This is a genomic window from Heliorestis acidaminivorans (assembly GCF_008933955.1).
GTDB lineage: Bacteria > Bacillota > Desulfitobacteriia > Heliobacteriales > Heliobacteriaceae > Heliorestis > Heliorestis acidaminivorans.
The window spans coordinates 601,649-614,780 of sequence record NZ_WBXO01000001.1; the positions used below are offsets into that span (position 1 = coordinate 601,649).

Here is a 13,132-nt window from a genome sequence, read left to right on the forward strand (position 1 = left end):
CTCACATTGGTTTCAAGATCTCTAATTCTGTCAAAAGCAACCTGGCTTTCTCATAATCAAAATCTTCTAGAGCTTCTTTTAGAGAGCTGAAACGGCTGAGCATGCTCGCTTCTCTAGGCAATTGTTTTTCCATTTCGACAAGGAAAGAAAAGTCAACAAAAAGATCGTCATCTAACTGTTCTCTAAGCTTATGAAGAAGTTCAAAAAATGCTTCCTGATTGACTCCTGTTGCTATGGGCATCGTATTATCCAAATTCTCATAAGTGAGTAGAAGTTCTTCTATCGATTTCTGTACTTGCAAAAACTCTTCTTCTAACTCTGTGACAAGCAAAGGCGATATTGAGCTCTCATAAAGTTGTTGCTCTATTTGTTTGCATAGTTCCATCGTTTTCTTCGCCCCAATATTACCGGCTGAGCCTTTTAATGTGTGTATTAGTGCTTTTAAATTATCTAAGTTGCCCCTCTCAAAAGAGTAGGTAATTTCTTGAAGCGCTGTCATTGTATCAGAAGAAAAGTTACTTAGTAGGCTAAGATAAAGCTTCTTATTACCACCAAGTCTACCTAGTCCTTCAGCAATGTTAAGACCTGGCAACGTTTCTGGAAGTGTACTATCTTGCTTCATATCTTTATAGGTAATTTTTTTTCCTAACCATTTAGAAATCTTTTCAATAAACTTAGTAGGATCAAAAGGCTTTGAAATATAGTCATCCATACCTTTACTTAGATAGCGCTCACGATCACCTGACATAGCATGAGCTGTTAAAGCAATGATAGGAATTTTGCTTTTCTTTTCATCGCTAAGAGATCTAATTTTTCGGGTAGCTTCACAGCCATCCATTTCAGGCATTTGAATGTCCATTAAGATAAGATCGAAATTTTCGTTACTAGCCAATTCAACTGCTTCAAGTCCGTTTTCGGCAATCGTCACTAATAAACCTGCTTGTTGTAGCAATTCTCTTGCTATTTCCTGGTTTATATCATTATCTTCTACTAATAATACAGAAGAGCCTAGTAAAGTATCGTCAAGCTGGTGAGACTTAGCTACTTCTCGAGAATCTAAATAAAAGAGTCCTTCTTTTTTGCCAAAGATATTAATAATCAAGTTGAATAGTTTTGATTGATTCACTGGCTTGACTAAGAATCCAGCTAAGTTCAAAGCTTGTGCTTTATCTTTTGCTTCTAACGTGTCATGAGCTGTGACCATTATGACTACAGGCATCTTGGTAAGTTCGTATTTTTTTTGTAGATATAAAGTTGTTTCAAAACCATCTAGTTTTGGCATTTTATAATCCATAAGAACCAGATCATAAGGCTTGCTCTTTTCCTGATATGTTTGCTCAATCTCCTGTAGAGCCTCTTCACCAGTTTCCGCAAAAGTACATTCACATTTTAAAGCTTCAATAAAAGTGCTAAGAATTTCTCGATCACTTTGACTATCATCGACAATCAATACTTTTAAGCGATTTCGGTGAGTCAATAACTCCATAGAATTAGCATCATTCTTAATACTAAAAGGAATAGTAAAATAGAAAGTTGAACCTTTTCCAGCTTCACTTTCTAACCATACTCTACCGTTCATCATTTCTACTAAGCGTTTGGTTATGGATAACCCTAGTCCTGTGCCACCATACTTGCGAGTCATTGAGCCATCGGCTTGTGTGAAAGGCTGGAATAAGGATTTATGCTTTTCTTTCGCAATTCCAATTCCCGTATCTTGCACAGAAAAAGTTAAAGTTATTTTTTCTTCATTTTCTTCATCTACTTGAACTGTAATGTTTATGTTTCCATTATCAGTAAATTTCACGGCATTACCCAGTAGGTTCATAAGTACCTGACCAACCCGTAAAGCATCACCTGATACATAAGCAGGTACCTCAGAAGGAATATCAATAGTTAACTTTAGACCTTTTTCTTTGACTTTAGGACAAAGCATGTCAACAACACTTTTTACCACTTCTCGTATGTAGAAAGCATTGTTTTCTAAAGCAAGGCTTCCTGATTCAATTTTGGAGTAATCTAATATATCATTGATAATCATAAGTAAGCTTTTTGCAGATGCTTGAATCTTTTTGAGATATTTTTGTACTTTTTTATCTTCACTTCTATTCATAGCTAGGTGACTGAGTCCTATAATCCCATTCATCGGTGTCCGTATTTCATGACTCATATTGGCTAAGAACTGGCTTTTGGCTAAATTTGCTTCTTCTGCTTTTCGTTGCGCTTCTTTTAGAGCTGTAATATCGCGACCAACACCTTGTATCTCAATCGTTTCGCCATTAACATTTTTGATGGCATAATCTTCCCAGGCAATCCAACGCCAACCCATGATAGTTTTAGCTCTTTGTTCTATATAAGCTCTATAGGGTGGTTTTTCTAAGTCTTTCATTGCTTCGAAGGTAGACTCTATATCTGCTTCATGAACTAAAGGGGCAAAAGAACTACCGATAAGCTCTTCGCGTTGCTTGCCAAAGGTTCGACAATAGGCATCGTTAACATAGGTAAAACGATTTTCCATGTCAACCCGGACAATAAGATCTTGCTGAGATTCCACAAGACCACGATAAAGACCTTCTTGCTCTTCTAGCTTTTGCTCAATCTCTTTACGTTCCGTAATATCTAGGGACATATTGAAGAAACCTTCTAGTTCATTCTTCCTTTCTCTTAATTCTGCTTCCGTTCTTTTCTGTGCTGTAATATCAACAGCCAAGCCTGTATGACCAGTTATTATGCCCTCATCGTCAATAACAGGAAAAGTGCGAACATCAACCCAGCGTATTTCTCCATCAGGTCGCACAATTCTATATTCATTATGATAGCTTTTTTCCTTCTTATCATCTTGAATGTAATGTTTAAAAGTTAAATAAACCATATCTTTATCTTCTTTATGAACTGATTCAAGATATGAAAAAGGATCATCATATAAACTTTGACAGGCTCTTCCCCAAACTCTTTCATATGCAGGGTTTACATAGAGTATTTCTTTATAATCAGCTGAGCTAAGCCAAAAAACTTCTCCCATGGCATCAGTAATTTGGCGTAACATTTTATTTGTTTTCTCAAAAACATCATTATTTATATTAGTTTCTGTATCATTATGATGCACCAAAAAAACCTCCTGTTCGAAGTCAAATGTGCATGAGATTACTTTGATTTATTTGACATCTTACGTTGCAATACCTTCCTATGATATGTATCTTCAAAATAATAAAATAGTTGTGATTTCTTGCATTGCAATTTTTTATAGTTGAGTTGATGCATAGACTTTTTTCGATAGAATATATGGCATAAAAAACAAGAAATGGAAGAAGGTATAACCGTACTTTTGTAGAAAAATATCAAATTAAGGAAAAAGTAATGACCATCTTGCATACAATGCTGATGGTCATTACTGGTTTTTATCGATTGTCGAATTGTGTCAAAAGATGTCGCGGAGAGTAGGTGCTTTTCTTGCCTCGAAAACGTGAAACTTTAAAACTTCAAAGAAGACTTGTCCTTTCTTCTGCCATAGGTATTCTTTTTATGGGTCTTCTCGTAGCTTCTATTAGTATCTGGCCCTTATATAAGCACTTACTAGAATATGAACAACAGAGACTTTACCATACTATTAGTTCTCAAACCAAAGAGATTGAGCATTTTCTATCTAGATACAAAGAAGTTGCTATGCAAGTTGCCAGTAGAACGCAAATTCGAAATTATCTAGACAGATATAACAAAGGGGAAGTACCTTTACAAGCCTTAGTTGACTTTACAGCAGACAAACTAGAAGATGCCATAGTTCATTCTGAAGGACTTATTGGTATCAGTCGCTTAGATGAAAAAGGTAATATAGTTGTTCAAGTAGGTAAATCTATACCAAGTGAAAATTGGATAGTACCATCAGCAAAAGCAAAACATGCAGTTGTTGGAGAACCTTTCTGGTCTTATGATAGATACTATATTGTGATAAGTGCGCCCATTATAGAGAATCCTCATGGTCAACGCATAGGCACAGATCTACTTCTTTTTGACGCAACCTTTTTAGAACAAATTGTTGACAACTCAACTGCATTAGGTGATAGCACTTATATTATAGTAGGCACGGTGAAGCAAGATGTTCCTAAGTCTTTTTTTCCACTGCCAAGTGACTCTTCTTCTATACCCGATAATATATCACTGGCTATGAAAAAAGCCTCTGCAGGCGAAAAAGGAACAACAGGCATCACTTTTGGGCAAAACGATCCTGTCGTGGCTTATTATCCTATTCTTGAAAGTGACTGGGTCGCAATTATATTGATGAAGCCACAGGAATTACAAGTACCGATTCAACAGCAACTTACTTGGACTGGTCTAACGATAATGGCATTAATCACTCTTGGTGTGCTTGTCATGATCGCTCTTCTCCGTCCTCTCACAGGCAAAATGCTTATTCATACCCAGGAGATGGAGTTAGAGGTGCAAGCGAAAACACAAGCTTTGCAAGCAGAACTAGAAAATCGTCAAGTTATTGAGATACAACTTCTAAAAGCGAAAGAAACTGCCGAGCAAGCAAATCGCGCAAAAAGTCAGTTTTTAGCAAACATTAGTCATGAAATTCGAACACCTCTTCATGGCATTAACGGCATGACCGAGCTGTTGCTGGAAAGACCTCTTGGTGAAGAAGAGCGTAACATTGTCACTATTATCAGTGATTCAGGACATAATTTGCTCACTATTGTAAACGACTTACTTGATTTTTCAAAAATTGAAGCTGGTAAAATGACTTTAGAAAAGTCTCTTTTTTGCCTCGCTGATCTTATTGAAAGAACGACTGCTCTTGTTGCTTTGAAAGCGCAAAAGAAAGATCTAAAGATTATCTGCCAAGTAAGCCCTGATATCCCTAGTCGTCTTCAAGGTGATGCTAACAGGATTCAACAAATCCTACTAAACTTTTTAAGCAATGCTATTAAATTTACAGAACAGGGAAAAGTATCTTTGACTGTAACAAAATTATCTACCAACCCCTTGTGGTTGCGCTTTGAAGTGGAAGATACAGGGATTGGTATTTCTGAAGATATGAAAGAAAAACTGTTTCAACCCTTTTCACAAGTAGATGATTCATCAACTAGAAAATATGACGGTACAGGTCTTGGTTTGTCCATCTCCAAAGGTCTGGTTGAGCTTATGAGTGGCCAAATTGGCGTAGATAGTACATTCGGCCAAGGCTCACTCTTTTGGTTTACCATACCTTTAGAAATGGTAGAAGAAAAAGGCGTGGAAGAAATGAATAGAAGAGGAATTCTAGAAGATTTAATAGAAAACAGCGGAGAAGTTGCTGTGACTACTCCCTCGGATAGGTTAACTAATGAAGCTGTTCCACTGCTTTTATTAGCTGAAGACAATCCTGTGAACCAGAAACTTGCTTTAATGCAATTGAAAAAACTGGGCTATCAGGCTTATGTCGTTAACAACGGAGAAGAAGCTATCGAAGCTGTACAAAAAGCTAACTACAGTCTAGTGTTAATGGATTGTCAGATGCCGGTGATGGACGGTTTTGAAGCGACCAGAGCGATTCGTAACTTAGATAAGCCTTGCAAAGATATTCCTATTATTGCCATGACGGCTCATGCAATTGAAGGATATCGTCAACAATGTTTAGAATCTGGTATGAATGATTATTTTACCAAACCTGTCAAGATGGGAGATCTAGATAGAATCTTGAAAAAGTGGTTATAGCTTTTAATCTTAATTTCTCAACCTAAGAAGAACTCATTGATTTCAACATATGAGGTGAGTCCACTGCCATCATTACCCTTAGCTAAATCTTTCTATGATCAACCAACACTGGAGCTAGCTCAATCTCTGCTCGGCAAAGTATTAGTCAAAGAGACAGCAGAGGGGTTAACTTCGGGCATCATTGTAGAAACAGAAGGCTATCTTGGCCTTAGCGATCGGGCTTGTCACAGCTATGGTCTGCGTAGAACAAAAAGAACAGAAGTTATGTACGGACCACCTGGTCACACTTACACTTACGTCATGCACAATCATTGCCTAATGAATATTGTGAGCGCTCCTATTGACGCTCCCGAGGCTGTATTAATTCGAGCCATAGAGCCCTTGCAAGGCCTTAACATTATGTTTAATCGTCGTGGGGAGAAGAAAAAAGTAACAGAACTGACTAACGGACCAGGTAAATTAACTCAAGCTATGGCCATCAACAATAGCGATTATGGAAGATCTCTTTTTCTCTGTAAAGATTTCGAAACATCCTATGAAGGAGCTCTTTATCTCATCGATGGAATAAGACAAGGAGATATCACCTCGGGACCAAGAATTGGTATCGATAATTACGGAGAAGCCAAAGACTATCCTTGGCGTTTCTGGGTAAAAGGCAATCCCTTTGTATCAAAAGCTCGCTAGAAAAAGACCTCCTGCTCATCTTGGCACGGAGGTCTTTCTATTATCTATGAACTTATAAATTTCGAATGGCATTGGCCAACTCACGAGCCGCTTCTTCAGGCCCTTTAAACTCCCATCCAGACACGCCTAAGCGAGTTCGTAACTGGCCTACGTAAATATCTTTTTCAAAAAAAGCAGCAAAGTATTTTTCAGCAAGCTCGTCATGTAATTCACGGTACTGTACCGGTCCGAAAATGTTAGCAAAGTAGTTATAGACCAACCCTTTAGAAGTCGTCGTACCTTTACTCATAACAGCACCTTTCTCAAAAACTTCTAAAGCTTCTTTATAATCATTAAATCTCTCCATAACAGGATGATCTATATCGACATTTTCGTAATTATTGCAATAAAGGATAAAATCAATAGGCTGGCCTTTCGTCACTGTACTCATATCTGTTACAGGTAAGAGAATGCGGGCGTTAATGCGAGCGGCACTCATGATAATAGACCTGTGCATTTGACCGAAAGCATAGCCCGTCTGTAGATCATCAAGACGCAAGAAAGCGCCTATTTCCGTACCATAGCCAAGAACACCATTTGAGTCATCAATAACTAGTGAGCCCATATCATCAGCAATAATGACCATTTCCTGTATTTCTTCTTCACTAATAACCCGGAATGCCTCTAGCATTTCCGATTTACCAGCACCAGTATCACCAATAAGTAATATGGTCGCTGACTTTCCACTTTTCAATGAGATACGGACAAGAGCGCCATGAAAAGGCCATTTACCTTTTTTCATCATAATGATGTTGTGGAGTGTAAGTACCATTTTTTTCAGATAACCAAAATATCCGAACTCTTTACCTTTCGGCACTGCGGCAACCATCATGCCTTCTTCTTTATCTTCATAAAAAACAGTAGGAAAAGGGGCAAGCTGGTCGAGGGCGTTTTCTGGTACCCCAAAAAGATATACAGCATCAGGCTTTCTTTTTAGTTCTTGTGGGCTTGCTAATTCAAAAAGGTTACAAAGGGACAAACCTAAATCCATAAAGTTTTCGTGGAAATAGATGTTAATAAAGAGTGGTCCTACTTTTGCAGGATAGCAAAGCCATTGATCAGGATCGATATTACAATGTTTAATCGGATTTTCATCAATGCGAATAAACTGTCCTGTCCTTTTGTTCATGGACGGATCTAACACTAGAGGTGGGTACAGCAGAACTTGCCGAATGATTTGTATCTTATTCAACTCTTGATAAAGTTTAGGATAGGGTAGTTCTCTGCGCATCCCAACGGCGGCAATTTGCCCACCAGCGATTACTTGTCGATGAATGCGCACGTACTTACTTGAAATATTATCTTCAATATCCTGATAGGCTTTTTGAATAAGCTGGTTCAGTTTGTCAACAGCTCGGTTAAATTGCCCCGATAAACGCTTATCAAAAATCTCACCTTCTGCTTCACAAATTGTAAAGCGCTCAAAACTAATCCAGAATTCATAAAGGGCATGAACAAAATCAGCCAATAAGTTTGGTTCTTGGAAGAAGACGTCCGAGCCTTCAACTACTGCCGCAACAGCTTTGGGCGGCATTTTGCAAAGATGACGTAAAGAGCGGATTAACAAATCTATATCTTTCTTGCTAATGTTATGACGATCATTGAAGATACCTAATAAGGGCGACTTATTTTTTTCTAATTCTTTAATACAACTCGTAACAACTTCTCTAAAAAACTGGCTCGACAAAACATCTTCGGTGGTTTCGCATAGTCCGCTTTTGATACGAATGACAGCTTTGCCATTGTATAATTTACTTTTAATCATTGTGAAACTCCTCCTAGAAAAGACATTCCTTTCGATTCTTACACTATATTCAAAAATGCCACCGGTTTATCTATATTCAATTGTTTTGCCATCTCTCATCATATTCCTAAGCAAGACAATTGTTTCCCTTTTTTTAATTATTGTAATATCTTTGTGTACTCGTTATAATTTTCTTCTATGTGGAAAGCTTAGATTCCTTTGTCGAAGTTATCTTTTTTTGTAAAAAAATAGCCCGGCCATTTTTAGCCAAGGCATAAACTGTATCGTTACGGCAATATGTGTAGCTCCGGTCCAATTGTTCTAACTTCTTGAGCCACTTTATCAAACTCTTTATTACTCAATGGACGATGCAACGGTGGATGTTCTCGAGCTTTGTGGGCTGGATAGTAATATCTTAATTATCATTTGCACCATACTAATACAAAAAGTGATGCAACCACTTGAAGTTCTATCTAAATTACTCCTTGCTTCCAAAAGAAATAAAGTATAGCTAGATTTAAAATTAATAGTAAGGGAATTCCCCACGTAAAAGCTCTATGCCTTGTCTTATGACGAAAAAAATATAGCCCTAAGAGAACGCCAAGAGCACCAAGAAAAAGAGCATCGTAAAAGAATGTCTTTTCTTGAATACGTTGACCTCCTCTTTGGGCTTGTCTTTTGTCATAACCGACAAGGAAAAAAGCTATGACGTTCCACAAGAGATAAATGAATAAAGTCATAATGATAATCCTTTCAGGTAATAGGATTTTTTGCAACTACCTGTAAAAATTACTAGTTTATTGCCTCAAAGAGCAGACCTTATACTAAAAACTACCTTAGTCAAGCTTTCTTACCTGCACTTTTTAACATAGCTGGAACCATTAATCGATGGAAAGGACGTACTGGTAGAAAGTAAGCTCTTCCTAACCAATTATGAAATTGTACAGCTGTAGATACGACAGCCCATGCTCTGCTTTCCTCTCTGTCGATCATAAAAGAAATTCTAAAATTAAGATGTTTATCATTGTCGCCTACAACAATTTCATTATCATTACGTTCATAGACACGAAAAAAACCCCCTTGATTACCTGGCGAAAAATCAAAATCATAGGGTGTCATTTGGGAATGGGATTCCGGCACTTTAATCCCGAAATAACGAACAACTTTATTGCGCACCTCTGTTAATGCCGTTGTCCAGGTTGGCGCCGATGTAAAGAGCCGGTGAATTAGAGCCACTACATCTTGCTCCAAACCTTCTGGCCAAGGAATGCGATAGGAATCTATATAGTCAACAGTTGCTAAAGAACCTTTAATTACAGACTCTTTAGGTAGATTTATTTCTTCAACTTTTATTTTTTGCAAATGTAAATACTCCTTTGGATATGGTATAAATATTCCTACTCCCTATTCTTCTCCCAGAACCTCAATATGTCAAGTAAAAACAAAAAAAGCCCACCGGTTAAGGTGGGCTTCCTCTTTACAATTGTTTACCAGCGGTTGTTACGAGGCTGTGGCTGGAAGCAATCACGGCAGTAAACTGGCTTGTCACCACGGGGTTGGAAAGGAACTGTTGTTTCAACGCCGCAAGCGGAACAAGTTACAGGATACATTTGGCGCTCTTCACGATAGCCGCCTCTGTTATTGTTGTTTTGAGCTTTACGAGCTGCACGACACTGTGGGCAACGACCAGGTTCGTTCGTAAACCCTTTCTCTGCGTAGAACTCCTGCTCGGAAGCAGTGAATTCGAATTCAGCTCCACAATCTTTACATGCTAATACTTTGTCTTGAAACATAAAAAATACCTCCTCATAATTTGCCCCTTCTAGGGATATCCGTAAACCTCCCTAGCCATTGGCAAATGAGAAGAATAGCGTTTTTCCATATCAGGACTTGTACATAGTATATATGAAGATAGAAATTTTTGCAAGTCCTTAAATAAAAAAAGAAAAAAATGTTTCTTCTCCAGAAAAAAGATCATTCCCATTTAGCCCATTGCTCTGGTGAATAGCCAACTGTAGCTCGTCTACCATTTCTCACAATAGGTGTCATAAAAAGCAAAGGATTATTCATTAGCTCTTCTTCCACATTATGCACTAGATATTTCAGATTTCTCTTACTATATTCCTTGCCTGCTTTGTCTATTAAATTTTCCAGACCGCCGACAGCTTTTTGTACACTTTCTAACTCTCCTTTGCTTAATCCTTTTATATTCAGATCGATAAATTGAACCTTTATTCTGCGCTCTTTGAAATAGCGCTCTGCTTTTCTCGTGTTCTGGCATTTCTTCGTTCCCCAAATTTGTATGTTCATTAAACATATACTCCCTTCTATCTATACCCTTGAAAATATCACGCTTAGTTTGCTATAGCAAGTTATGATCGCCTTAAACTATTACCAGGCTAATCGGAATTGTCAGAATTGTTTCCTGCATCCTTGAAAAGCACCAATCTCTTAGCAACTTCACCTAAAAATTAGGACCTATGTCGTAATTTTTTCGCACTTTAGTCCTATTTTGTGTTACAATTACATCAGGAATAAATTTAATAAATAACCAATCTTATTAATAATAACTATTATTTTCTTATTGTTCTTTCAAAGATTACAACGCTGAAATATAATCACTAGATTGTAAAAATGAAAAGAAAAGCGAGAGGAGTGAAAAGGCATGGTCAAGGTACTTATTGTGGATGACGCCCTTTTTATACGCAAAACAATTAAAATGCATATTGAAAAAAATGGGTTTCAGGTAGTGGGAGAAGCGGAAAATGGCTTCGAAGCTGTATCCAAATACCTTGAGTGCCAACCGGATCTTGTAACCATGGATATTACAATGCCTAACACCAATGGGATTGAATCTCTTAAGAAAATCATGTCCCTAGATCCTAATGCAAAAGTTGTTATGGTTTCAGCTATTGGTCAAGAAACGTATATACGGAAAGCGATTTTGAACGGCGCTAAATCCTTTATAGTTAAACCTTTTACTGAAGAGGTTATTGTAAGAACATTGTCGAGAGTTTCTGATTTGTGATTAAGGAAAATGGTAACAGAGGAGTGAATCGTAATGTTAGAATCTACAGATAATCAACATTTTGAAACTTTCGACAATTGTACGCTTGCTTTATCAACGACAACAGCAAATACATTTAAGGTAACTTTATTCTTCGAGGAGTCTTGTCAAATCGTTTGTGTTCGATCTTATTATTTGCTCATACAGCTCAAAGAAATGACTGATGTTGTTTTGCACAATCCTATGCCTATTATAGATGATGCAACAACCAGACAAGTTATTAAGGAACAAGGTTTCAAGATTTATCTCAAAATAGATAAATCTTACGACGAAATGTATCGGTATTTTAAGAACACACCTTTTATCTGTGACTTTGAACTATTGCAATTATACAAAAACTGAATGTAATAGCTTATATAAAGCCCTAAATCTTGCTCAAAAGATTTAGGGCTTTCATTATAAATAAATTTAGGACTAGGACTCATTAAGATGCTGTAGAAACTTTAGAACTTTAATGATCGATCATTTCTAGAAATGGTAGCCACATACGAAAATGTTCTACTGTCAAAATGCTTTCCCAGTACCCCAACTGTTTGGCCAGTAAAGATCCGCCAAAAAAGATAAGAAGCATTCCTACAGCTAATAAGGTTACAGAGCGAGGTGCTGTTATTTGTCCACTAATAGGTGTATGTAGGCTAAGAGCTGAACGAGGACATGCTTCTACACAGGAGAGACATGAGGTACATTGTTCTTGGTCTAAATCTATCTTTTTTTGCGGAATTAGTCCATTTAAGCAAGCTCGCTGGCAAGCACCACAATCGTTACAATTCTCTTCCACTCGTCGCACTGTCGTAACACTCAACTTTCCTACAACTGCTACAAGAGCACCATAAGGGCAAGCAAATCGACACCAGAAATTTGGTATGATCATTGATAAACAGAAAAGTATTATCAGAACAGTAATTGTAGTTTTACTAGGTTCAAGGAAAAAAAGAAGCATCTTCAGATCAGCAACTTGATTATAAGGACTTTGTAGAAAAGCTATTATTTCATGCAAGTTCATAGAAAGCCAAATAACATAGACAAAAAAGAAAAGAATTAAATATTTAAAGGAAGAAAGCAGATAAACGCTCCAACCCCGAGGTATCCAAGGTTTCATACCCAAAAAATGTAGAATGCTTCTTCCAAAGCGACCGATCCACTCAACAGGTGTACCTACAGGGCAAACCCAGCTACAAAAAGCACGACGAAATAAAAGAGCCGACAAAATAACAAGCAGTAAAATTGTCAAACCTGCTGGGTGCAAAGCATCATAAAAGCCAGTGTAAATCCACTGTCTCAAAGCCATTAAGGCACTAATCGGTAAAAAAGCTTCCACAGCCCCCGGCCGATTAACCATAGGAGCATTAGGTTCTAAAAGATATTGATAAAAATTATAAAAAACCCAACCTGTCCATAGAATTAACGCTAGAAACAAAGATTGTATGAAAAAACGAATCTGCCTAGGCCTTAGTTTACAGCTTATAGTCGATCCATTTTTTATCTTCAACCATCTTCTTATGTTAAGTTTGCTTTCTAAGTAATTATACAATTAGTTTTACTCCTTCGATTGTGCTTGTATTGTTATTCACTACTTTTTGACTTTAGCACAACCAAAGGAGAATTACTGTGATATCTTCCCCGATAAGAAAAGCCACCTTTTCCCATCTAGTTGGGGTGGGTGACTTTCTTTACTAGGCGGTTTCCAAAACGGAAAAAGACCCTGCTGTTAACGAGAACAACAAGGTCTTCACTTATTCCTTGAAAGCTACACAGAGATTTAATTGCGATGTAATAAGAAATAGGTTAAGTCCTCGACCGATTCGTACTCGTCAACTACACGCCTCACAACGCTTCCATCTCGAGCCGATCAACCAGGTCATCTTCCTGGGGTCTTACCTACTTACGTAGTGGGAAGTCTCATCTTT

Annotated in this window: 11 protein-coding genes and 1 rRNA gene; 4 read left to right on the plus strand and 8 right to left on the minus strand. The window is 37.5% G+C overall.

Features of this window, described 5'->3' with window-relative positions; genetic code table 11:
* Position 1: 1 nt before the first annotated feature.
* Positions 2 to 3,103, minus strand: coding sequence for a PAS domain-containing hybrid sensor histidine kinase/response regulator (locus F9B85_RS02915; protein WP_151618275.1), 3,102 nt, complete (start codon positions 3,101 to 3,103; stop codon positions 2 to 4).
* Between the two features lie 344 nt (positions 3,104 to 3,447).
* On the opposite strand from F9B85_RS02915, the gene F9B85_RS02920 reads away from it, so the two are divergent.
* Both F9B85_RS02920 and F9B85_RS02925 read left to right on the plus strand, forming a co-directional pair.
* Positions 3,448 to 5,691 (plus strand): hybrid sensor histidine kinase/response regulator, encoded by a 2,244-nt coding sequence (locus F9B85_RS02920; RefSeq protein WP_151618277.1) that lies wholly within the window; start codon positions 3,448 to 3,450, stop codon positions 5,689 to 5,691.
* A gap of 36 nt (positions 5,692 to 5,727) precedes the next feature.
* The gene (locus F9B85_RS02925) at positions 5,728 to 6,375 is read left to right on the plus strand and encodes a DNA-3-methyladenine glycosylase (RefSeq protein ID WP_243138044.1); all 648 of its coding nucleotides are present in this window, start codon (positions 5,728 to 5,730) and stop codon (positions 6,373 to 6,375) included.
* 52 nt (positions 6,376 to 6,427) lie between these two features.
* On the opposite strand, the gene F9B85_RS02930 is transcribed toward F9B85_RS02925, so the two are convergent.
* From F9B85_RS02930 to F9B85_RS02950, 5 genes are all read right to left on the minus strand, one after another.
* Positions 6,428 to 8,179, minus strand: a complete 1,752-nt coding sequence (locus F9B85_RS02930; protein ID WP_151618279.1) for a phosphoenolpyruvate carboxykinase — start codon at positions 8,177 to 8,179, stop codon at positions 6,428 to 6,430.
* 452 nt (positions 8,180 to 8,631) lie between these two features.
* The gene (locus F9B85_RS02935) at positions 8,632 to 8,898 is read right to left on the minus strand and encodes a DUF1294 domain-containing protein (RefSeq protein WP_151618281.1); all 267 of its coding nucleotides are present in this window, start codon (positions 8,896 to 8,898) and stop codon (positions 8,632 to 8,634) included.
* 100 nt (positions 8,899 to 8,998) lie between these two features.
* Entirely contained in the window at positions 8,999 to 9,520 is a 522-nt protein-coding gene (locus tag F9B85_RS02940; RefSeq protein WP_170270116.1) for a DUF2867 domain-containing protein, read from the minus strand.
* Between the two features lie 125 nt (positions 9,521 to 9,645).
* Positions 9,646 to 9,951, minus strand: a complete 306-nt coding sequence (locus F9B85_RS02945) for a zinc-ribbon domain containing protein (protein ID WP_151618285.1) — start codon at positions 9,949 to 9,951, stop codon at positions 9,646 to 9,648.
* A gap of 181 nt (positions 9,952 to 10,132) precedes the next feature.
* Complete coding sequence (locus F9B85_RS02950) at positions 10,133 to 10,468, minus strand: arsenate reductase family protein (RefSeq protein ID WP_151618287.1); 336 nt, start codon at positions 10,466 to 10,468, stop codon at positions 10,133 to 10,135.
* A gap of 355 nt (positions 10,469 to 10,823) precedes the next feature.
* On the opposite strand from F9B85_RS02950, the gene F9B85_RS02955 reads away from it, so the two are divergent.
* Both F9B85_RS02955 and F9B85_RS02960 read left to right on the plus strand, forming a co-directional pair.
* Positions 10,824 to 11,186 (plus strand): response regulator, encoded by a 363-nt coding sequence (locus tag F9B85_RS02955; protein ID WP_151618289.1) that lies wholly within the window; start codon positions 10,824 to 10,826, stop codon positions 11,184 to 11,186.
* 33 nt (positions 11,187 to 11,219) lie between these two features.
* Positions 11,220 to 11,567, plus strand: coding sequence for a hypothetical protein (locus F9B85_RS02960; RefSeq protein WP_151618291.1), 348 nt, complete (start codon positions 11,220 to 11,222; stop codon positions 11,565 to 11,567).
* Positions 11,568 to 11,676: 109 nt separating this feature from the next.
* Here F9B85_RS02960 and F9B85_RS02965 read toward each other — a convergent pair whose 3' ends face one another.
* Both F9B85_RS02965 and F9B85_RS02970 read right to left on the minus strand, forming a co-directional pair.
* Positions 11,677 to 12,756: a 4Fe-4S binding protein gene (locus F9B85_RS02965; RefSeq protein ID WP_151618293.1), complete on the minus strand. Its 1,080-nt coding sequence runs from the start codon at positions 12,754 to 12,756 to the stop codon at positions 11,677 to 11,679.
* Between the two features lie 250 nt (positions 12,757 to 13,006).
* A 23S ribosomal RNA gene (locus tag F9B85_RS02970) occupies positions 13,007 to 13,132 on the minus strand; the annotation flags it as partial.